The following is a 21667-nucleotide window of genomic DNA, read 5'->3' as shown; positions in this document are numbered from 1 at the left end:
GGTCGGGCCGCCCATCCCCCGGCCCGCGGTTTCGTCAGATATCGGCGGGAAACCAGAGGTCAGGCACCATCTCGTCCCGTGGGTTCGGCACTCGCCCGGGAAGGGGCGCGTGCGCTCCTGTCCGGTGGTCAGACTTGCCGCGCCCCGACCACGTGGTCGCGGCACAGTCTGCTGCTCGTGCGCGCCTGAATCGCACACGAGCACCGCGCGTTGGAGGTAATCGTGCTCCGCACCAGATTGATCCAGACGGCCGGCATCGTCGTCGGTGCCGCTGCTCTGGCAACCACGCTCGCCGACTCGGCATGGGCCGGTGTCCCGCCGTTCACGCTCCACGACGAGGCGACAGGCCGTTGCCTGGACAGCAACTCCTCAGGCGACGCCTACGCACTCGCGTGCAACGGCGGCACCTACCAGAAGTGGCAGGAGTCCTCGAACAACTGGGAGGACACGGCGGAGCTCAAGAGGCCGCGGCGTTACGAGGCGGGCGGTGGGCGGGTCAGATCACGTTGCCGCTCGACGTACCCGTGCCGGTGCTCTCGGACTCGCTGGACGTGGTGACCGACGGGGAGTCGGACACCGGGCCGCCGGCCGAGTTGGTGGCGTCGGTCGGCGTGGGGTCCGCGGAGTCGCTGGGGGCCGTGGAACCGCCCGTCGGAGGAGCCGACGTCGTGGACCCACCAGTCGGTGTACCGGTCGAAGGCGATCCCGAGGACGACGGGGAAGTCGGCTTGCTCGTCGTCGGCTTGCTCGACGTACTCGGCGTGCCGCCGCCCGACGACCCCTTCGTCCCCGAAGCCGAAGCCGAAGGCGTCTTCGTGTCCGAGGGCGGCGTCGGGTCGTCCGACGTGCCCATGGTGCCGTCGGGACCCGGGTCCGTCGGCGTGGCCGTCGCGGTGCCGGTGTCGCCCGCACCGGAGGTCTCGCCGGGGTCGGCGCCCAGGCCGCCGCCGCTCGCGTCCTCGCTCGCCGAGGGGGTGACGCTCACGTTGTTGGACGGGTCGTCGGCGTTGTCGTGGGAGGTCATGCCGAGGGTGACCACGGTGCCCAGGACGGCCGTGAGGAGGACTCCCGCGCCCACCGCCACCAGGTTGCGGCGGGCCATGCGGACGAGGCCGCCTCCGCCGCCCTGGGCCGGTGCCGGCTGCCCCGGGACCCTGTGGGTCACCAGGGTGTCCGAAACCGGCGAGTGGACCGCCGGGAAGGGCGTCGTGACACCGCCCGCCGGGGATATGGACTCCTCGTGCCGGGCGTCCGGAATCTCGTCGCCCGCCATCGCGGCGACGGCCGGGATGACCTCGCCCGAGCGGTCGGCCACCAGGGCGAGGGCCCGTCGGCCGGCCGTCGTGCCCCGCTTGTCGGCGAGCGCCCCGCGCAGGCCGATCGAGGCCTCCAGTTCGGCCCGCGCCCGGTCCAGCTGGTCGCTGCAGAGCGCGAGGATGCCGAGTTCGTGGTGGAAGTAGGCCTGTTCGCCGACCTCACCGGCGAGCCGGGAGGCCTCCGCACCGGCCCGCAGCACCCGTTCCCAGGCGCTCCAGTGCAGCCCTGCCGCGAACGCGGGCGCGGCCGTACGGGCCAGCCGTACCGGCGTGCTGTCCTCGTCCTCCGCCGGCGGCACCGTCTCGGGCACCAGCAGCGTCAGCGCGGCGAGGACCGCGTCGGCCTCCGCGCAGACCCGCTCCGGGGAGACCGAGGGGTGCCCGCACCACCAGCTGTAGTGCTGGGCGGCCGTGAGGGCCTGGGCCGTCGCGTCGTCGGCGTAGCCGGCGGCCTCCAGCTGCTGCAGGACGCCCGCGGCGAGCCGGTAGCGGGAGCCCACCGGGGAGACCAGTCCGCAGCCCGCCAGCTCGCCGAGGGCGGCGTCGGCGTGGGTGTCGCCGACCAGGGCCGGCAGATGCGCCTGGTGCGGCACCTCGCCGCCGAGGGCGACCGCGAAGCGCAGGGTGGCCCGGGCGGAGGCGCTGAGGCGGGCGGCGAGCAGCGGGGCGGGCGCGGCGGCCTCGCCGAGGGACGGGAGCGGGACCTCGTCGGTCGTCTCGGCGTCGAAGGGCGCGTCGACCGGCAGATCGGAGAGGTCGGAGAGGTCCGACAGGTTGGACGCGAAGACGCCGAGCTCGTCGACGGCGCCCGCGCTGGCGCGCACCTGGTCGCGCTGGCGCAGCAGCGCGCCGGCCTGGACGAACCGCAGCGGCAGACCCTCGGACTCGAACCAGAGGTCGCCGGCCCAGTTGGCCTCCTCCTCGGTGAGCACCCGGCCGACCGCGCGCTCCAGGATGTCGACGCCCCCGGCCCGCTCCAGGCCGCTGAGGAAGACCTCCTCGACGGCGGAGTCGGCGGCGGGCGCAGGCACGTCGGGGGTGGCGCCGAGCAGGAAGGCGCACTCGGGGGTGGCGTCGATCAGCTCGTCGAGGCCGGCGCCGCCGAACTCGACGTCGTCGAGGACGACGACCGCGCCGACGTCCCGGACCAGTTCGAGGAGCTCGTCGGGTCCGGGGCGGTGCGCGGGCGCCTTGTAGACGGCGTGGAAGAGGTCGTGGAGCAGGTCCTCGGGCGTGCGGTGGAAGCCGTTGAGGCGGACCACGCCGTCGGGGGCGAGGTCGGAGCAGTCGTCGGCGACCAGGTCGAGGAGCGCGGTGCGGCCGGAGCCCGAGGGCCCGGTGAGGCGCACCGAGCGGCCGCGGGCGAGGAGCCGGACGAGCCGCTCGCGGTCGTCCTGGCGCTCCAGGAGCGGCAGCTCGGGCTGGGCGGGACCGGCCGGGACCGGCGGCCGGACGGCACGCTCGTGCTCGGCGCGCTCGGCGGCGGTGCGCTTCTCCGGTCTGGCCGGGCGCTCGGTCGGCGGGCAGGGCTCTATCTCACTGCCGTCGACCGGGTTGACGGTCAGCAGGAAGTCGCCGGTGACCAGCCGCGTGGTGCGGGCCGTCGCCGGCGTGCTCTGACCGAAGTCGTTGGTGAGGGATTCCCTGGGCGGGCGCTGGCGCGGCGAGCTGCCGTCGCCGTCCTGGCCGTACCCCTCGGGTCCCGGGTTGATCGGGTCCATAGGTTCCTAGCCCCCCAAAAGCGTCGTGTGCCGTGAATACCGGCCCTCCCCGGCCTGTTGCACACCGCGCTGTCGCTTCTGGTCCGGGCCCGCGCTCGAAGGGTGACTAGGCGGCGGGCGACCGAACCCTAAACCTTCGCACAGTATCTACGACAGTCCGGGGTACCGCGCCGTCCGAGACATCACAGTCTCGTGAGGATTGCGTCTGACGTGCGCTTGCGCGCCGTCCGACCGGGTCACCCCCGTCGCCCGGTTCACACCGGATCGCGGCGTCTCCATGGTGTGCCGTGTCCCGGCGGTTCGCCGCCGCACAGCCCGTCGCCGCAGCCCGTCGCCGGTCCCGGTGTCACACGGTCCCGGTGTCACACGCGGGGCAGCGACTCCACCCCGATGCCCCCCTCGATCGCCAGGATCCGGTGCAGCCGGGTGGCCACCAGCAGGCGCTGCATCTGCGGCGGTACGCCGCGCAGCACCAGGCGGCGGCCGCAGCGGCCGGCCCGCCGGTGGGCCCCCATGATCACCCCGAGTCCGGTGGCGTCCCAGGAGTCCAGCTCGGACAGGTCCAGCACCAGGTCGCCGACTCCGTCGTCGACGGCCGAGTGCAGGACCGTACGGGCGTCCGCCGCGCTGCGTACGTCGAGGCGGCCCCCGACGACCAGCTCGGCGTGGTCGCCCCTGATGTACATATGCGCTCCCCGAGAGTGCGTGTCCTACTCCGTGAAAGTGATGTCCGGTAATGCAACCTCTGACTGCGTTCGCCGGTCAGAGGTTGCCATCTGTAAGCGAACCGATACCGAATTCACCCCCGAGGGTGAAAACCCCGGGGTTTGTGCGTTTTGAGAGGCGGTCAGAGGCTCTACGTACTGATGTTTCAGTACGTGTAGAAGCCCTGCCCGCTCTTGCGCCCGATGTCACCGGCGTCAACCATCCGGCGCATCAGCTCCGGCGGGGCGAACTTCTCGTCCTGCGACTCGGTGTAGATGTTGCTGGTGGCGTGCAGCAGGATGTCGACGCCGGTGAGGTCGGCCGTGGCCAGCGGGCCCATGGCGTGACCGAAACCCAACTTGCAGGCGAGGTCGATGTCCTCGGCGGTGGCGACGCCCGACTCGTACAGTTTGGTGGCCTCGACGACGAGCGCCGAGATCAGCCGGGTCGTCACGAAGCCGGCGACGTCCCGGTTGACGACGATGCAGGTCTTGCCGGTGGACTCGGCGAACTCCCGCGCGGTGGAGAGGGTTTCGTCGCTGGTCTTGTAGCCGCGGACCAGCTCGACGAGCTGCATCATCGGCACCGGCGAGAAGAAGTGGACACCGACGACCCGCTCGGGGTGCTCGGTGGCCGCCGCGATCTTGGTGATCGGGATGGCGGAGGTGTTGGAGGCGAGCACGGCGTCCGGGCGCACGATCTTGTCGAGGGCGCGGAAGATCTCGTGCTTGACTTCCAGCTTCTCGAAGACGGCCTCGACCACGATGTCCGCCTCGGCGACCGCGTCCAGGTCGGTGGTCGTGGCGATGCGGGCCAGGGCGGCGTCGGCGTCATGGGCCTCCAGCCGGCCCTTGCTCACGAACTTGTCGTAAGAGGCCTGGATGCCGCCGACAGCACGTTCCAGTGCCTCGTCGGTGACGTCCCGCAGGACCACGTCCCAGCCGGCCTGTGCGGCGACCTGGGCGATGCCGGAACCCATCAGGCCGGCACCGATGACGGCAAGCTTCCGTGCCACTCCGCTCCCCTTACACGCTGTTGAGGTATGCCTCTTGGGCGGGACCCTAGCGCTCGTCGGGGGCCCGGAAACCCGGTAAGTAACGCGTGTCACGGTCTCAGGACGTGAGACAACCGTCACGTCCCGTCAGGCACCCCGGGAGGCATGGTCCGTTTCGCGCCACGCACGGTGCGGTCCGCCGCCCGCGCGGCAGCTTTAGGCTGGCCGCATGGTCAATCTGACGCGCATCTACACCAGGACCGGCGACCGGGGCACCACCGCCCTCGGGGACATGAGCCGGGTCGCCAAGACGGATCTGCGGATCTCGGCGTACGCGGACGCCAACGAGGCGAACGCGGTGATCGGGACGGCGATCGCGCTGGGCGGGCTGGCGGAGGAGGTCGTCAAGGTGCTCACCCGGGTGCAGAACGACCTCTTCGACGTCGGGGCGGACCTGTCGACCCCCGTGGTGGAGAACCCCGAGTTCCCGCCCCTGCGGGTCGAGCAGTTCTACGTCGACAAGCTGGAGGCGGACTGCGACCGCTTCAACGAGCGGCTGGAGAAGCTCCGCTCCTTCATCCTCCCCGGCGGCTCCCCGGGCGCGGCCCTGCTCCACCAGGCGTGCACGGTCGTACGCCGGGCCGAGCGCTCGACGTGGGCCGCCCTGGAAGCACACGGCGAGGCGATGAACCCCCTGACCGCGACCTACCTCAACCGCCTGTCGGACCTGCTGTTCATTCTGGCCAGGACGGCCAACAAGGACGTCGGGGACGTGCTCTGGGTTCCGGGCGGGGAGCGGTAAATCCGCTGCCGGGGCGGGAGTTGGGGATCCGGCGGCCGTATACGAAAGTGGTCCAGACCTATTGACCGGTGGTCCAGACCTTTCTATTCTCGCGGCACCATGGGCATGAAGGCTCAGTCATGCCCACGTCACCCCCGATCAAGAGGGAGGCGCAGCATGCGCTTCAGACACAGAGTCGCGGCAGGGCTTGCGACGCTGGTGCTCCCCCTGGCCGGTCTGGTCGGCATCGCGAGCCCCGCCCAGGCCGCCACGTCCGCCACCGCGACCTACGCCAAGACCTCGGACTGGGGTACCGGCTTCGGCGGCCAGTGGACCGTCAAGAACACCGGTACCACCACCATCAGTTCGTGGACCGTCGAGTGGGACTACCCCTCCGGAACCTCGGTCACCTCCGCGTGGGACGCGGACGTCACCTCCTCCGGCACCCACTGGACCGCCAAGAACAAGTCCTACAACGGCTCCATCGCCCCCGGCGCCTCCGTCTCCTTCGGCTTCAACGGCGCCGGTTCGGGATCGCCGAGCAACTGTCTGCTCAACGGGGCGAGTTGTGACGGCGGCACCACCACCCCGGGCGACTCGGCGCCCTCCGCGCCCGGCACCCCGACCGCGTCCGGCATCACCAACACCGGGGTGACGCTGAACTGGTCCGCCGCCACCGACGACAAGGGCATCAAGAACTACGACGTCCTGCGCGACGGCAAGGTGGTCTCCACGGTGACCACCACCTCGTACACCGACACGGGTCTGACGGCCGGCACCGACTACTCGTACACGGTGCAGGCCCGCGACACCGCGAGCCAGACCGGACCGGTCAGCGGCGCGGTCGCCGTCCACACCACGGGCGGTACGACCACTCCCCCGACCACCGGCTCCAAGGTCAAGCTCGGCTACTTCACCGAGTGGGGCATCTACGGCCGTAACTACCAGGTGAAGAACCTGGTGACGTCCGGGTCCGCGGCGAAGATCACGCACATCAACTACGCCTTCGGCAACGTGACGAACGGTCAGTGCGCGATCGGCGACGCCTACGCCGACTACCAGAAGACGTTCACCGCCGACACGTCGGTCAGCGGCGTCGCCGACACCTGGGACCAGCCGCTGGCGGGCAACTTCAACCAGCTGCGCGAGCTGAAGGCCAAGTACCCGAACATCAAGATCCTGTGGTCCTTCGGCGGCTGGACCTGGTCCGGCGGCTTCGCACAGGCGGCGGCCAACCCGACCGCGTTCGCCGACTCCTGCTACAACCTGGTCGAGGACCCGCGCTGGGCCGATGTCTTCGACGGCATCGACATCGACTGGGAGTACCCGAACGCCTGCGGTCTGAGCTGCGACACCAGCGGCTCGGCGGCCTTCAAGAACCTGATGTCCGCGCTGCGCGCCAAGTTCGGTGCCGGCAACCTGGTCACCGCGGCCACCACGGCCGACGGCTCCTCCGGCGGCAAGATCGACGCCACCGACTACGCGGGCGCCTCGCAGTACGTCGACTGGTACAACGTGATGTCGTACGACTTCTTCGGCGCCTGGGCCACCACCGGCCCGACGGCCCCGCACTCCCCGCTCACCTCGTACACGGGCATCCCGACCGCCGGCTTCGACACCGCCGACGCGATGGCCAAGTTCAAGGCGCAGGGCGTGCCGGCGAGCAAGCTGCTGATCGGCATCGGGTTCTACGGCAGAGGCTGGACCGGCGTCACCCAGGACGCGCCGGGCGGCACGGCCACGGGCGCGGCGACCGGGACCTACGAAGCGGGCATCGAGGACTACAAGGTCCTCAAGACGTCCTGCCCGGTGACCGGCACCATCGCGGGCACGGCGTACGCCCACTGCGGCACCAACTGGTGGTCGTACGACACCCCGTCGACGATCGCCGGGAAGATGAGCTGGGCCAAGACCCAGGGCCTCGGCGGCGCGTTCTTCTGGGAGTTCAGCGGTGACACCAGCAACGGTGAGCTGGTGAGTGCCATCAACTCCGGGCTGAGCTGACCCCTTCGCTCCACCCCCACCCCCCACCCCGTCGCGGGCGGCCTCCGGGCCGTCCGCGACGGTGTTTCCCGGGGCCCCCACGGTCAGGCCCGGGTACCCCCGCGGTCAGGCGACGTTGACGCGCTGCCCCGGCGGGGCCGCCTCCAGCCAGGCGAGGAAGCCCGTGAGCGCGTCCTCGCTCATGGCGAGTTCCAGGCGGGTGCCGCGGTGGGTGCAGGCGAGGATGACGGCGTCGGAGAGCAGGGCCAGCTCCTCCTCGCCTTCGGGGAGACGGCGGCCGGCCACCTCGATCCGGTCGCGTTCCAGGACCCGGCGGGGGCGGTAGGCGTAGGAGAAGACGCGGTACCACTCGACGCTGTCGCCGTTGTAGCGGGCGACGCCGTAGCTCCAGCCCTTGCCGCTGGTGTCCGTCTTCTCGGGGACCTCCCAGCGCAGGGAACAGTCGAAGGTGCCGCCGGAGCGCTGGATCAGTCTGCGGCGCAGGCCGAACAGGAAGAGTCCCACCACCACCAGCGCGACCACGATTCCGGCCACAGTCAGAGCGAGGACCATCGGCACCGACCTCCCCGTCTCCTAGGTAATGGAACGTAAAAAGACCCAGATCTACCTCAGCCGCGGCTGGGTCCGGAATGGCTCCGGCCCCAGCCGCGGCTGAGTTACGTCAACGCATACGCGCAGTGTGTCAGCGGGATGTCGCCGCCCGCAGACGGACGTCGGCGCGCCGCTCTGCGGTGGCGTCGCCCGCCGCCTTCGCGCGCTCCAGCTCACGCTCCTCGCGCTGGACATCGATCTCGTCCGACAGTTCGGCGGTCTCGGCCAGCAGGGAGAGCTTGTTGTCCGCGAACGAGATGAAACCGCCGTGCACCGCGGCGACGACCGTTCCACCATCACTCGTACGGATGGTCACCGGGCCCGACTCCAGCACACCGAGCAGCGGCTGGTGACCGGGCATGACGCCGATGTCGCCGGACGTGGTGCGCGCGACGACCAGGGTGGCCTCGCCGGACCAGACCTGGCGGTCCGCGGCGACGAGCTCGACGTGCAGCTCAGCAGCCAAGGGTGGCTCCTCGGGTCACCACCCGGCAGGGGCGCCGGGTGTTGGGGTCAATTCTAGTAGGCGTGCGTGAGGGGGCGGGACGCGCCCGCCCCCTCACACGAAGAACGCAATGAGTTCGGAAGAACTCAGGGTGTTCAGGAGACGCCCAGCTCCTTGGCGTTGGCCTTCAGGTCCTCGATGCCACCGCACAGGAAGAACGCCTGCTCCGGGAAGTGGTCGTACTCGCCGTCGATGATCGCGTTGAACGCGGCGATCGACTCGTCCAGCGGGACGTCCGACCCGTCGACGCCGGTGAACTGCTTGGCGACGTGGGTGTTCTGGGACAGGAAGCGCTCCACGCGACGGGCGCGGTGGACGGTGAGCTTGTCCTCCTCGCCCAGCTCGTCGATACCGAGGATCGCGATGATGTCCTGGAGGTCCTTGTACTTCTGGAGGACCGTCTTCACCCGCATCGCGGTGTTGTAGTGGTCCGCCGCGATGTAGCGCGGGTCCAGGATCCGGGACGTGGAGTCCAGCGGGTCCACGGCCGGGTAGATGCCCTTCTCCGAGATCGGACGGGAGAGCACCGTCGTCGCGTCGAGGTGGGCGAAGGTGGTGGCCGGGGCCGGGTCGGTCAGGTCGTCCGCGGGGACGTAGATCGCCTGCATCGAGGTGATCGAGTGACCGCGGGTCGAGGTGATGCGCTCCTGGAGGAGACCCATCTCGTCGGCCAGGTTCGGCTGGTAGCCCACCGCGGAGGGCATCCGGCCGAGCAGGGTCGAGACCTCGGAACCGGCCTGCGTGAAGCGGAAGATGTTGTCGATGAAGAACAGCACGTCCTGCTTCTGCACATCGCGGAAGTACTCCGCCATGGTCAGACCCGCGAGGGCCACGCGCAGACGGGTGCCCGGGGGCTCGTCCATCTGGCCGAAGACAAGGGCGGTCTTGTCGATGACGCCCGAGTCGGCCATCTCCTCGATGAGGTCGTTGCCCTCACGGGTGCGCTCGCCGACACCGGCGAACACGGAGACACCGTCGTGGTTGTTGGCGACGCGGTAGATCATCTCCTGGATGAGCACCGTCTTGCCGACGCCGGCACCGCCGAACAGGCCGATCTTGCCACCCTTGACGTACGGGGTGAGCAGGTCGATGACCTTGACGCCGGTCTCGAACATCTCGGTCTTCGACTCGAGCTCGTCGAAGTTCGGGGCCTTGCGGTGGATGGACCAGCGCTCGCCGTCGTACTGCTCGTCGACGTTCAGCACCTCACCGAGGGTGTTGAACACCTTGCCCTTGGTGAAGTCGCCGACCGGGACGGTGATGCCGTCGCCGGTGTCGGTGACCGGGGCCTGGCGGACCAGACCGTCGGTGGGCTGCATGGAGATGGTGCGGACCAGGCCGTCACCCAGGTGCTGGGCGACCTCCAGGGTCAGCGTCTTCTTCTCGCCGGCGTTGGCCGGGTCGGCCACCTCGACGTGAAGGGCGTTGTAGATGTCCGGCATCGCGTCGACGGGGAACTCCACGTCGACGACCGGGCCGATGACCCGGGCGACGCGGCCCGTGGCCGTCGCGGTCTCAACAGTGGTGGTCATTAGCGGTCACTCCCCGCGGTCGCGTCGGCCAGGGCGCTGGCGCCACCGACGATCTCGCTGATTTCCTGGGTGATTTCGGCCTGGCGGGCCGCGTTGGCAAGACGGGAGAGCGTGTTGATCAGCTCGCCCGCGTTGTCGGTGGCCGACTTCATCGCACGCCGCGTGGCAGCGTGCTTCGAAGCCGCCGACTGGAGCAGCGCGTTGTAGATGCGGCTCTCCACGTAGCGCGGCAGCAGGGCGTCGAGGACGTCCTCCGCCGAGGGCTCGAAGTCGTACAGCGGAAGGATCTCGTCGCCCTTGGCGGCGCCCTCCTCCGCTACCTCGTCGAGGCTGAGCGGCAGCAGCCGGTCGTCGAGCGCCGTCTGCGTCATCATCGACACGAACTCGGTGAAGACGATGTGGAGTTCGTCCACCCCGCCGTCCGCCGTCTCGGTCTCGATGGCCTCGATCAGCGGCGCCGCGACCTTCTTGGCGTCCGCGTACGAGGGCTCGTCGGTGAAGCCCGCCCACGACTCCGCGACCTTGCGCTCGCGGAAGTTGTAGTGGGCCAGACCGCGGCGGCCGACGATGTACGTGTCGACCTCCTTGCCCTCCGCCTCAAGGCGCGCCGTCAGCAGCTCGGCGGCCTTGATGGCGTTGGAGTTGAAGGCGCCGGCCAGACCGCGGTCGCTCGTGAGGAGCAGCACCGCGGAACGGGTCGGCGTCTGAGCCTCGGTGGTCAGGGGGTGCTTGGTGTTCGACCCGGTACCGACCGCCGTGACCGCGCGGGTGAGCTCGGTCGCGTACGGCGCGGAGGCCCGCACCTTGCGCTGCGCCTTGACGACACGCGAGGCGGCGATCATCTCCATCGCCTTGGTGATCTTCTTGGTCGCGGTGACGGATCGGATGCGACGCTTGTAGACCCGGAGCTGGGCTCCCATGAGTCAGGTCCCTTCCTTACGTCACTTGGCCGCGGCCGGGGCGTCCTCGCCGAGAAGCTTGCCGTCCGAGGTCTCGAACTGCTTCTTGAAGTCGGCGATGGCGTCGGCAACAGCGGTGAGGGTGTCGTCCGACATCTTGCCGCCCTCCTTGATGGAGGTCATGAGGCCCTGCTCCTTGCGGTGCAGGTACTCCAGGAGCTCCTTCTCGAAGCGGCGGATGTCGGTGACCGGGACGTCGTCCATCTTGCCGGTGGTACCGGCCCACACGGAGACGACCTGGTCCTCGGTCGACATCGGCTGGTACTGAGCCTGCTTGAGCAGCTCGACCAGTCGCTGACCACGCTCCAGCTGCGACTTCGACGCGGCGTCCAGGTCGGAACCGAAGGCGGCGAACGCCTCCAGCTCGCGGTACTGGGCCAGGTCCAGACGCAGCCGGCCGGAGACCTGCTTCATCGCCTTGTGCTGCGCGGAACCGCCGACTCGGGAGACGGAGATACCGACGTTCAGCGCGGGGCGCTGACCGGCGTTGAACAGGTCCGACTCCAGGAAGCACTGGCCGTCGGTGATGGAGATGACGTTGGTCGGGATGAACGCCGAGACGTCGTTGGCCTTGGTCTCGACGATCGGCAGACCGGTCATCGAGCCGGCGCCCATGTCGTCGGAGAGCTTGGCGCAGCGCTCCAGCAGACGGGAGTGCAGGTAGAAGACGTCACCCGGGTAGGCCTCACGGCCCGGCGGGCGGCGCAGCAGCAGGGAGACGGCGCGGTAGGCGTCGGCCTGCTTCGAGAGGTCGTCGAAGATGATGAGGACGTGCTTGCCGTCGTACATCCAGTGCTGGCCGATGGCCGAGCCGGTGTACGGCGCCAGGTACTTGAAGCCGGCCGGGTCGGACGCCGGGGCGGCGACGATGGTCGTGTACTCAAGGGCGCCGGCCTCTTCGAGCGCACCACGCACGGAGGCGATGGTCGAGCCCTTCTGGCCGATGGCGACGTAGACGCAGCGGACCTGCTTCTTCGGGTCGCCCGAGCGCCAGTTGTCGCGCTGGTTGATGATCGTGTCGACGGCCAGGGCGGTCTTGCCGGTCTGGCGGTCACCGATGATCAGCTGACGCTGGCCGCGGCCGACCGGGGTCATGGCGTCGACGGCCTTGTAGCCGGTCTCCATCGGCTCGTGCACCGACTTACGGGCCATGACGCCGGGAGCCTGCAGCTCCAGGGCGCGGCGGCCGGACGTCTCGATCTCGCCGAGGCCGTCGATCGGGTTGCCGAGCGGGTCGACGACGCGGCCGAGGTAGCCCTCGCCCACCGCGACGGAGAGGACCTCACCGGTGCGCTGCACCGGCTGACCCTCCTCGATGCCGCTGAACTCACCGAGGACGATGGCGCCGATCTCGCGCTCTTCCAGGTTCAGCGCGAGGCCGAGGGTGCCGTCCTCGAACTTCAGCAGTTCGTTGGCCATGGCCGAGGGAAGACCCTCGACCTTCGCGATGCCGTCGCCGGCAAGGGTGACCGTACCGACCTCCTCGCGCGAGGCCGCGTCCGGCTTGTACGACTGGACGAAGTTCTCCAGCGCGTCCCGGATCTCCTCCGGCCGGATCGTGAGCTCCGCCATCTGGGTTCCCTGCTCTCCTTGTTGGGCCCGAAGTTTCACTTGGGGGGTCTGGGGGCGACCCCCAGGATTCTTCATGTACGGCCCAACCCGGGCCGTCGTAAGTACGTACTGCTTGTTCTCGACTACCGAGGTGCTAGCTCGCCATGCGGCGGGCCGCGTCCTCCAGCCGGTCCGCGATGGAACCGTTGATGACCTCGTCACCGACCTGCACCCGGATCCCGCCGACGACCGCGGGGTCGACGTCGAGGTTGAGGTGCATCGTGCGGCCGTAGAGCTTCGCGAGGGCGGCGCCCAGGCGCTGCTTCTGCGGCTCGCTCAGCGGGACCGCCGAGGTGACGACGGCGACGACACGGCTGCGGCGCTCCGCGGCCAGCTTGGAGAGGGCCTCCAGGCCCGCTTCCAGGCTACGTCCCCGCGGCACGGTCACAAGGCGCGTGACCAGACGCTCGGTGACCGGCTTGGCGCGGCCGCCGAGCAGTCGGTGCAGCAGCTCGGTCTTCGCGGCGACGGTGGCCTTGCGGTCGGTCAGCGCGGCGCGCAGCCCGGTGCTGGAGGAGACGATCCGGCCGAACCGGAACAGCTCGTCCTCGGCGTCGTCCAGCGTGCCGGACTTCTCCGCGGCCGTGAGGTCGGCGATGTTCGCCAGCTCCTCCAGCGCGTCCACCAGGTCGCGGGGCTGCGACCAGCGGGAGCGGACCAGGCCTGACACCAGGTCGGCGGTGGTCTCGGAGACCTGGCCGCCGATCAGGCGCCGGACCAGCTCGGCCTTGGCCTCGCCGGCCTGTGCCGGGTCGGTGAGGACCCGGCGCAGGCCGCCCTCGCGGTCGAGCAGCGCGGTGACGGCCGCCAGCTCGTCGGCGAGCCGCGTCGCGTCCACGGACGTGGAGTCCGTCAGCGCGTCGAGACGCTCACGTGCGGCTGCCAGGGCCTCGCGGCTCGCTCCGTTCATCGCGCGGCCTCGGCCTTCTCCTCAAGCTCGTCGAGGAAGCGGTCGATCACGCGGCTCTGCCGGGCGTGGTCCTCGAGGGACTCGCCGACCAGCTTGCCGGCCAGGTCGGTGGCCAGGTGGCCGACGTCCTGACGGAGCGCCTGCGCGGCGGACTTGCGGTCGGCCTCGATCTGCGCGTGACCGGCGGCGACGATCTCCTCGCGCTGCCGCTGGCCCTCGGCGCGCATCTCGGCGATGAGCGTGGCGCCCTGCTCCTGAGCCTCCTGGCGCAGGCGCGCGGCCTCGTGCCGGGCCTCGGCCAGCTGCGCCTTGTACTGCTCAAGGACGCTCTGGGCCTCGGTCTGCGCGGCCTCGGCCTTCTCGATACCGCCCTCGATCGCCTCGCGGCGCTGCTCCAGAACCTTGTTGATGTTCGGAAGGAGCTTCCAGGCGAGGAAGCCGAAGACGATGACGAAGGCGAGCAGGCCGATGACGAGCTCGGGGATCGGCGGGACGAGGGGATTTTCCTTCTCCTCGGCCGCCAGAATGAGCAGCTGGCTCATGTCAGTGCCTTTCGTCTAGGGGGCTGTCGCTGATCGGCTGATCAGGTGCCGTAGACGAACGGCATGACCAGGCCGATGAGGGCAAGCGCCTCACAGAAGGCGAAGCCGAGGATCTGGTTGGCACGGATCAGGCCGGCGGCCTCGGGCTGGCGGGCCAGCGCCTGGGTGCCGTTGCCGAAGATGATGCCGACGCCGACGCCGGGGCCAATGGCAGCGAGGCCGTAACCGATGGAGCCGAGCGAGCCGGAGACAGCGGCAAGGGTCTCAGTGGCAGCCATGATTCTTCCTTCTGTTTCTGATGCCGGCGGGGGTTGACCACCGGACGGCTAGGGGGTGGGGTGCGAGGCGCTCAGTGGTGCTCGGCGAGCGCGCCCTGAATGAAGCTGCAGGTCAGGAGTACGAACACATACGCCTGCAGGGCCTGGATGAACAGCTCGAAGGCCGTCATGACGATCACCATGATGAACGAGACACCCGCGTAGGCGATCCCGATGCCGTTGAGCAGGTACCAGCTGGCGATCGTGAACAGCAGCAGCAGCGTGTGGCCCGCGAACATGTTCGCGAACAGTCGCACCGCGTGCGTGAAGGGCCGGACGATCAGGTTCGAGAGGAACTCGATGAACATGGCCAGCGGGAGAACCGGGCCGAGCGACTTGTCATAGCCGGTGAAGTTCTTGAAGGCACCGACGAATCCATGGCGCTTGAAGGTCAGCGAGACCCACAGGAAGTAGACGATGGCCGCCAGGACGGCCGGGTAGGAGATGATCGCCGTCACCGGGAACTGGGCGAGCGGAATGATCGACCAGAGGTTCATCATCCAGATGAAGAAGAACAGCGAGACGACCAGCGGTACGTACTTCTCGCCTTCCTTCTTGCCGATCGTCTCGTAGACGACGCCGCGACGGATGAAGTCGTAACCCGACTCGGCCACCATCTGCAGCTTGCCGGGGACGACCTTCGGCTTACGGAAGGCGGCCAGGAAGAAGCCGACGACCACGATCGAGCCGAGCAGCGCCAGCAGCATCGTCTTGTTGAAATACAGGTTGCTGTCGCCGTCGCCCCAGAGGGGCTTGAACAGGAACGAGTGCAGGCCCGGAGCGGGGAAGCCACAGTTGGCGAAAATGTGGCAGTCGGTCTCGAAGGCGAGCACCTGCGTCGGGTCAGCACTCACCGCGGGCTCCTTCAGCGTGACGCATAGGTACGGCAACCTCGTTGTGTCGGCGCGGCGCAGGGCCGCGGTTCGGCACGGGACTGGTGTTACGGATGTGGGGGCGGCTGGGGGGCATCTCGCCTCGCGATTGAGCAGGCGTCAGCTCAGATGCCCGCGCCCGCGATGCCGCAGTTGGCACCGGACGATAGCAGCATCTCTCGTGCGCCTTTATCCCGGCCCTACCTCTCACGACGATTGTCCGGACTTCTCGGACTTCTCGGGCTCGACGTAGAGGACCTTGGCAGTCATGTGGGCACGCGCCTGGGCGGCGATCCACGCCAGGGTGCAGGCCACCAGCGTGACGGCGAAGGCCCGGGGGTTGAACAGCGTGGTGTTCTTGAAGGCGGCGACGAAGACGAAGAGCAACAGCAGCTGCGCCGTGTAGAGCATCAGCCCCATGGCCTGGAACAGGTGGGGAAACGACTTGGCGGTGCGCTGCAGGACGTAGAGGCCGATCCCCATGAAGAGGATCACCACCAGCGTCGCAACGACCGCCCCGATCGCCCCCTTGCCGCCCGCGACCACGCCGCTGACGACGGCGGCGAGCACGCCGACGGCAGCCGTGGGTACGGCGGCCTGGGCCAGGATCCGGGCGTCATTGGACGGCATGGCGGCAACTCCGCTTTCACAGGGGGGCAGGTGTCGTCATGGACGAGCGTAGTCCCGGTCGGAGGGTCGAAGACCTCACGCTGACGGACCGTCGCAGTCGGGTCCTTCGACTCTGTCCGGGGTTCTCGTGAACCGTATCACAAACTATTTGATGAGGTCTTTACCTGGTAGGTGTGCTCGCTGTCACACATGAGAGTGAACCTGCGCGTCTGAGCGAAAACCGAGCCGTTGTGTCTGGTATTGGGGGGCTTTGGTCCCCCACGACTTGGCAATGCTCTAGTCAGATTCTTACCTTGGCGGCGTCAGCGGGACGTCTCGGAGGTGCGCCGGTCCAGGAAGCGCGAACGGGCGCCGATGGCGGTCGCGCCGTTGACCGAGGGCGCGGTCGCACCGTTCACCGAGGGCCCGGTCACGCCGTTCACCGAGGCCGCTCCGGCGGTCACCGGGGAGCGGTGCTCGTCGCTCGGCTTCTCCGGCTCCTCCGACTCCTCCGGCTCGACGGAGTCCGCCGCCGGGACAGTCGCCGGCACCGGCTCCACGGCCGTCTCCACGGCCGGCTGGACGGACCCGCGGCGCCGGTAGCGGGGCGGCACGAAGGCCTGCGCCCACATCGGGGCCCGCGGCGTGAACCGCGGCAGCAGGAGCAGCCCCAGGCCGATCGCGCTGAGGAACACCACACCGAGCACGATCCACATGGACGCGGAGTTCACGGAGTAGGCCAGCGCCCCGAAGGCGATCAGGGCCGCCCAGAAGTACATGATCAGCACGGCCCTGCTGTGCGAGTGGCCGACTTCCAGCAGCCGGTGGTGCAGGTGCCCGCGGTCCGCCGCGAACGGCGACTGGCCGCGCCAGGTGCGCCGCACGATCGCCAGCACCAGGTCGGCGGCCGGCACCGCGATGATGGTCAGCGGCAGCAGCAGCGGGATGTAGACCGGCACCATCTGGTGGACGGTGTTGCGCTCGGACCCGGCGAACAGCTTCATCGCGTCCGGGTCGACCTGGCCCGTGACCGAGATCGCGCCGGCGGCCAGCACCAGGCCGATCAGCATCGACCCGGAGTCTCCCATGAAGATCCGGGCGGGATGCATGTTGTGCGGCAGGAAGCCCAGACACATGCCCATCAGGATCGCCGAGAACAGCGTCGCCGGGGCGGCGGCCTCGATGCCGTACGAGTACCAGATCCGGTAGGCGTACATGAAGAACGCCGCGGCCGCGATGCACACCATGCCGGAGGCCAGGCCGTCCAGGCCGTCGACGAAGTTCACCGCGTTGATGGTGATGACCACCAGGGCCACCGTCAGCAGGGTGCCCTGCCACGGGGTCAGCGCCACCGTGCCGACGAGCGGCACCGGCAGCCACAGGATCGTCAGACCCTGCATGACCATGACGCCCGCGGCGATCATCTGACCGCCCAGCTTGATCAGCGCGTCGATCTCGAACTTGTCGTCGAGCACACCGATCAGCCAGATCAGGGCCGCACCGGAGAGCAGCGCCCGCGGCTCGTTCGAGTTCTCGAAGACCTCGTTGAGGTTGGACATGTGGTCGGCGACCAGCAGCCCCGCGCACAGGCCGAAGAACATCGCGATCCCGCCGAGCCGCGGAGTGGGCTCCCGGTGCACGTCACGTGCCCGGATCTCCGGCATGGCCCCCGCCACGATCGCGAACTTCCGTACCGGCCCTGTCAGCAGGTAGGTCACCGCGGCCGTGATGCAGAGCGTCAGCAGGTATTCACGCACAGGCTTCCCCACATGTCTCGCTGGCCATCACAGCCCCACACCCTAGCGAGGGACGCATATGTATGGGGACTTCCGGGTAGCGACGATGGTTGCACGGGTGGCTGTGAGCCGGGCTTACAACGGGTGTACGACGCTGCGCCTGCCCCGTCTCACCCGGGGTACGGCGGAAATCTACCGGTGAGCTCGCGCACCTCGTCACGCGCCCTCCCCGGGTCAGTGACACCGCTCACCACGCCGGCCAGCAGCACCGCGATCCGGGCCATCTCCGACTCCCCCATGCCCTGCGTGGTCACGGCGGCGGTGCCCAGCCGCAGCCCCCGCGCGTCCCCGTGCGGCAGCGCGCAGCAGTCGAGGACGACCCCGGCGGCCGCGAGCCGTCCCCGGGCCGCCTTCCCCTCGGCCCCGAGGGGCGCCGGGTCGACGGTGATCAGATGGGTGTCCGTGCCGCCCGTGGTGACGGCCAGCCCCGCCTCCTCGAGGCCGGCCGCGAGAACCCTCGCATTGGCGACCACCTGATGGGCGTACGCGGTGAACGCCGGTGTTGCCGCCTCCCCGAACGCGACCGCCTTCGCGGCGATGGTGTGCATCTGTGCGCCGCCCTGCGTGAACGGGAACACCGCCCGGTCGAGCCGCTCGGCCAGCTCCGGGGAACCGCTCAGCAGCATCCCGCCGCGCGGCCCGCGCAGCACCTTGTGCGTCGTCGCGCACACCACGTCGGCGTACGGCACCGGGTTGGGTGCCGCTCCCCCGGCGACGAGCCCGATGGGATGGGCGGCGTCGGCGATCAGGTAGGCGCCCACCTCGTCGGCGACCTCGCGGAAGAAGACGTAGTCGATGTGCCGGGGATAGGCGATCGACCCGCACACGATCGCCTTGGGCCGATGGCTGCGTGCCAGCGCCCGCACCTGGTCGTAGTCGATGAGCCCGCTCTCCGCGTCCACCCCGTACCCCACGAAGTCGAACCAGCGGCCGGAGAAGTTGGCCGGCGAGCCGTGCGTGAGATGGCCGCCGTAGGGCAGCCCGAGGGCGAGGACGGTGTCCCCGGGCCGCAGCAGGGCGGCATACGCGGCCAGCACGGCCGACGACCCCGAATGGGACTGCACATTGGCGTGCGCGGCGCCGAACAGCGCCTTGGCCCGGTCGACGGCGAGCCGCTCGGCGACGTCCACGATCTCGCAGCCGCCGTGGTGCCGGGCGCCCGGATACCCCTCGGCGTACTTGTTGGCGAGCGGCGACCCCAGCGCGGCCAGCACGGCCGGGGAGGTGAAGTTCTCGGCGGCGATCAGCTGCAGCGACGTCGACTGCCGCGCGAGCTCTCCGAGCAGGATCTCCGCCAGCTCCGGGTCCTGCCGTCGCAGCAGATCGCCCTCGAGGAGGGCAGGGGTGACCGACATGACAGGCTCCGGGCGGTCGACGGTGACGTATGACCAATGTAGGCCCGGTATGGGGTGGTCGCGCGGTTTACGCATACGACCGTGGTTCTGGGGTTCTCGCGACCGGAGGGGTGGTTGCGGCCAGACGCGCGGCTGCGGGTGCGCGGGGGTTGCCCGCGCAGTTCCCCGCGCCCCTTACGGGGCGCTACCGCTGCCACCGCCGTGGGCAGGCGTTCCGCAGGGCGATGGGGGTCCCCCCGCTCGAGCGAAGCCGGGAGTGGGGGAGGGTGGGCACGGCCTGCAGCGCCGGGTGCCGATGTGAGAGACGTCCGGGGCCGGTTACATCCGCGCCGGAACACCTGTCAGCGCCGTGACCACCGGGTCCAGGGCCTCGTGTATCTCGTCGCCGATGGACTGGAAGAACGGCAGCGGGGCGCCGTAGGGGTCGTAGACCTCGTCCGCCTCCGCCGTGGGCGCCAGCAGCCAGCCGCGGAGGGCCGCCGCCGCACGGACCAGCGCACGCGCCCGGACGACCACGCCTTCCGACGTCGGCGGCAGGGTCGCCGGGTCGATCGCGCGGACCAGCCGGGTGAACTCCTTCAGCGTGAAGGTGCGCAGGCCCGCCGAGTGGCCCATGGAGATGACCTGGGCGCGGTGGTCACGGGTGGCGGTCAGGACCAGGTCGGCCCGGATCACGTGCTCGTCGAGCAGTTCGCGGCCCACGAAGCCGGAGGCGTCCGCCCCGAAGTCGGCGAGGACGGCCTCCGCGTTGGCCTCCATGGGCGCGCCCTCGTGGCCCCAGGTGCCCGCGCTCTCCACGACCAGCCCGCCGCCGAGGAAGGCGCCGAGCCGGTCCGTCACGAGATGGCGGGTCAGCCGCTCGGTGATCGGCGAGCGGCACACGTTGCCGGTGCTGACGTGGAGGATGCGGAAGCTGTCGCGCGGCAGCCCCACGAACGTCGTCGTGATCTCCGCCGCGCTTTCCCCGTTGCCTATGCCACGCCCCGCGTCAGGGGCTGTCAATTCGCCACCTCGAGGTCGGGTACGACCTTCCGCAGCTCCTCCGCCGAGATCGCGCCCGCGCGCAGCAGCAACGGAACTTCGCGGGTGACGTCGACGATCGACGAGGGGACGTTGCCGGGGGTCGGGCCGCCGTCGAGGTACACGGAGACGGAGTCGCCGAGCATCTCCTGCGCGGCGTCACAGGTCTCCGGGGACGGGTGGCCGGTGAGGTTGGCGGAGGAGACGGCCATCGGGCCGACCTCGGTGAGCAGCTCGATGGCGACGGGGTGCAGGGGCATGCGCACGGCGACCGTGCCCCGGGTGTCGCCCAGGTCCCACTGCAGGGACGGCTGGTGCTTGGCGACCAGGGTGAGGGCGCCCGGCCAGAACGCGTCGACCAGCTCCCAGGCCAGCTCGGAGAAGTCGGTGACGAGACCGTGGAGCGTGTTCGGGGACCCGATCAGCACGGGGGTGGGCATGTTGCGGCCCCGGCCCTTGGCGTCGAGGAGGTCGGCGACCGCCTCCGAGGTGAACGCGTCGGCGCCGATGCCGTACACCGTGTCGGTCGGCAGCACCACCAGTTCGCCCCGGCGGACGGCGGACGCGGCCTCGCGCAGACCCGTCACGCGGTCGGTCGCGTCGTTGGTGTCGTATCGCCGTGCCATGTCTAGCGGGCCTCCTCGTACACGTACATCTGGAAGGGAGTCTGCGGGGTGCTCACGGCATCGCCTTGCGGGCGGTCGCGAAGCGGGGGCGGTTGTTGAGGTCCGGGTGGTCGGCCGCGTCGGCCCAGCCCCGCTCCTCGGTGAAGATCCACGGCACCTGGCCGCCCTGGGTGTCGGCGTGCTCGATGACGACGACACCCCCGGGGCGCAGCAGCCGGTGCGCGGTGCGTTCGATGCCCCGGATCAGGTCCAGGCCGTCCTCGCCGGAGAACAGGGCCAGCTCCGGGTCGTAGTCGCGGGCCTCGGGGGCGACGTACTCCCACTCGGTGAGCGGGATGTACGGAGGGTTGGAGATGACCAGGTCGACATGGCCGTCGAGGTCGTGGAAGGCGTCCAGGGCGTTTCCCTGGCGCAGGTCGACCCTGGAGTCCGCCATGTTCTTGCGGGTCCACCGGAGCGCCTCCTCGGACAGCTCCACGGCGTGCACGCGCGAGCGCGGTACCTCCTGGGCGAGGGCGAGCGCGATCGCGCCGGAACCGGTGCACAGGTCGACGATGCGGGGCTCGACCACGTCCATCGCGCGCACCGCGTCTATGGCCCAGCCGACCACCGACTCGGTCTCCGGCCGCGGCACGAACACTCCCGGCCCCACCTGGAGTTCGAGGTACCGGAAATACGCCCGCCCGGTGATGTGCTGGAGCGGCTCGCGCTGCTCCCGGCGGGCGATGACCTCCCAGTAGCGGGCGTCGAAGTCCGAGTCCTTGACGGAGTGCAGCGCGCCCCGCTTCACGCCGTGCACGAACGCGGCGAGCTCCTCCGCGTCGGTGCGCGGCGAGGGCACGCCGGCGTCGGCCAGCCGCTGGGTGGCCTGTGCCACCTCCGCGAGCAGCAGGTTCACGCT

General features: G+C 69.9%; 20 protein-coding genes. 2 read left to right on the top strand and 18 right to left on the bottom strand.

What is annotated here, in order from left to right:
• Positions 1 to 496: 496 nt before the first annotated feature.
• From ABZ887_RS18670 to ABZ887_RS18660, 3 genes are all read right to left on the bottom strand, one after another.
• Complete coding sequence (locus ABZ887_RS18670) at positions 497 to 3037, bottom strand: ATP-binding protein (protein ID WP_361290265.1); 2541 nt, start codon at positions 3035 to 3037, stop codon at positions 497 to 499.
• A gap of 362 nt (positions 3038 to 3399) precedes the next feature.
• Positions 3400 to 3723, bottom strand: a complete 324-nt coding sequence (locus ABZ887_RS18665; RefSeq protein WP_030672301.1) for an STAS domain-containing protein — start codon at positions 3721 to 3723, stop codon at positions 3400 to 3402.
• 185 nt (positions 3724 to 3908) lie between these two features.
• Positions 3909 to 4757, bottom strand: coding sequence for a 3-hydroxyacyl-CoA dehydrogenase family protein (locus ABZ887_RS18660; protein ID WP_361290261.1), 849 nt, complete (start codon positions 4755 to 4757; stop codon positions 3909 to 3911).
• Between the two features lie 208 nt (positions 4758 to 4965).
• Between ABZ887_RS18660 and ABZ887_RS18655 the strand changes: the two genes are divergently transcribed.
• The gene (locus ABZ887_RS18655) at positions 4966 to 5538 is read left to right on the top strand and encodes a cob(I)yrinic acid a,c-diamide adenosyltransferase (RefSeq protein WP_361290258.1); all 573 of its coding nucleotides are present in this window, start codon (positions 4966 to 4968) and stop codon (positions 5536 to 5538) included.
• A gap of 156 nt (positions 5539 to 5694) precedes the next feature.
• Positions 5695 to 7521 carry a glycoside hydrolase family 18 chitinase gene (locus ABZ887_RS18650; RefSeq protein ID WP_361290255.1) on the top strand — a complete coding sequence of 609 codons (1827 nt, stop codon included), beginning with the start codon at positions 5695 to 5697 and terminating at the stop codon, positions 7519 to 7521.
• Positions 7522 to 7626: 105 nt separating this feature from the next.
• Here ABZ887_RS18650 and ABZ887_RS18645 read toward each other — a convergent pair whose 3' ends face one another.
• From ABZ887_RS18645 to prmC, 15 genes are all read right to left on the bottom strand, one after another.
• The gene (locus ABZ887_RS18645; protein WP_089098752.1) at positions 7627 to 8073 is read right to left on the bottom strand and encodes a DUF2550 domain-containing protein; all 447 of its coding nucleotides are present in this window, start codon (positions 8071 to 8073) and stop codon (positions 7627 to 7629) included.
• A gap of 130 nt (positions 8074 to 8203) precedes the next feature.
• A complete protein-coding gene (locus ABZ887_RS18640) occupies positions 8204 to 8578 on the bottom strand; it encodes a F0F1 ATP synthase subunit epsilon (protein WP_361290252.1) in 375 nt (124 codons plus the stop codon).
• 134 nt (positions 8579 to 8712) lie between these two features.
• Positions 8713 to 10149, bottom strand: coding sequence for a F0F1 ATP synthase subunit beta (gene atpD, locus ABZ887_RS18635; RefSeq protein ID WP_361290249.1), 1437 nt, complete (start codon positions 10147 to 10149; stop codon positions 8713 to 8715).
• A complete protein-coding gene (locus ABZ887_RS18630) occupies positions 10149 to 11069 on the bottom strand; it encodes a F0F1 ATP synthase subunit gamma (protein ID WP_361290246.1) in 921 nt (306 codons plus the stop codon). The genes atpD and ABZ887_RS18630 overlap by 1 nt, the downstream gene beginning before the upstream one ends.
• A gap of 21 nt (positions 11070 to 11090) precedes the next feature.
• Positions 11091 to 12680 (bottom strand): F0F1 ATP synthase subunit alpha, encoded by a 1590-nt coding sequence (gene atpA, locus ABZ887_RS18625; RefSeq protein WP_361290243.1) that lies wholly within the window; start codon positions 12678 to 12680, stop codon positions 11091 to 11093.
• A 133-nt stretch (positions 12681 to 12813) separates the two neighbouring features.
• Positions 12814 to 13629, bottom strand: a complete 816-nt coding sequence (locus tag ABZ887_RS18620; RefSeq protein WP_361290240.1) for a F0F1 ATP synthase subunit delta — start codon at positions 13627 to 13629, stop codon at positions 12814 to 12816.
• Entirely contained in the window at positions 13626 to 14171 is a 546-nt protein-coding gene (locus ABZ887_RS18615; RefSeq protein WP_361290237.1) for a F0F1 ATP synthase subunit B, read from the bottom strand. Before ABZ887_RS18615 ends, ABZ887_RS18620 begins: the two co-directional genes overlap by 4 nt.
• Before the next feature lie 41 nt (positions 14172 to 14212).
• Positions 14213 to 14449 (bottom strand): ATP synthase subunit C, encoded by a 237-nt coding sequence (locus tag ABZ887_RS18610; RefSeq protein WP_043683105.1) that lies wholly within the window; start codon positions 14447 to 14449, stop codon positions 14213 to 14215.
• 71 nt (positions 14450 to 14520) lie between these two features.
• Complete coding sequence (gene atpB / locus ABZ887_RS18605) at positions 14521 to 15342, bottom strand: F0F1 ATP synthase subunit A (RefSeq protein ID WP_361290234.1); 822 nt, start codon at positions 15340 to 15342, stop codon at positions 14521 to 14523.
• Positions 15343 to 15567: 225 nt separating this feature from the next.
• Positions 15568 to 15990, bottom strand: coding sequence for a hypothetical protein (locus ABZ887_RS18600; protein ID WP_361290231.1), 423 nt, complete (start codon positions 15988 to 15990; stop codon positions 15568 to 15570).
• A 302-nt stretch (positions 15991 to 16292) separates the two neighbouring features.
• The gene (locus ABZ887_RS18595) at positions 16293 to 17726 is read right to left on the bottom strand and encodes an MraY family glycosyltransferase (RefSeq protein ID WP_361290228.1); all 1434 of its coding nucleotides are present in this window, start codon (positions 17724 to 17726) and stop codon (positions 16293 to 16295) included.
• Between the two features lie 149 nt (positions 17727 to 17875).
• Positions 17876 to 19120, bottom strand: coding sequence for a serine hydroxymethyltransferase (gene glyA, locus ABZ887_RS18590; protein ID WP_361290225.1), 1245 nt, complete (start codon positions 19118 to 19120; stop codon positions 17876 to 17878).
• Between the two features lie 318 nt (positions 19121 to 19438).
• Positions 19439 to 20122, bottom strand: a complete 684-nt coding sequence (locus ABZ887_RS18585; protein ID WP_093499065.1) for a protein-tyrosine-phosphatase — start codon at positions 20120 to 20122, stop codon at positions 19439 to 19441.
• Positions 20119 to 20766, bottom strand: a complete 648-nt coding sequence (locus tag ABZ887_RS18580) for an L-threonylcarbamoyladenylate synthase (protein ID WP_350777730.1) — start codon at positions 20764 to 20766, stop codon at positions 20119 to 20121. The genes ABZ887_RS18585 and ABZ887_RS18580 overlap by 4 nt, the downstream gene beginning before the upstream one ends.
• A gap of 52 nt (positions 20767 to 20818) precedes the next feature.
• A complete protein-coding gene (gene prmC, locus ABZ887_RS18575) occupies positions 20819 to 21664 on the bottom strand; it encodes a peptide chain release factor N(5)-glutamine methyltransferase (RefSeq protein WP_361290220.1) in 846 nt (281 codons plus the stop codon).
• Positions 21665 to 21667 lie beyond the last annotated feature (3 nt).

It is taken from the genome of Streptomyces sp. NPDC047061, assembly GCF_040643955.1.
Classification (GTDB): Bacteria; Actinomycetota; Actinomycetes; order Streptomycetales; family Streptomycetaceae; genus Streptomyces.
This window is presented reverse-complemented; position numbering and strand designations above follow the sequence as displayed.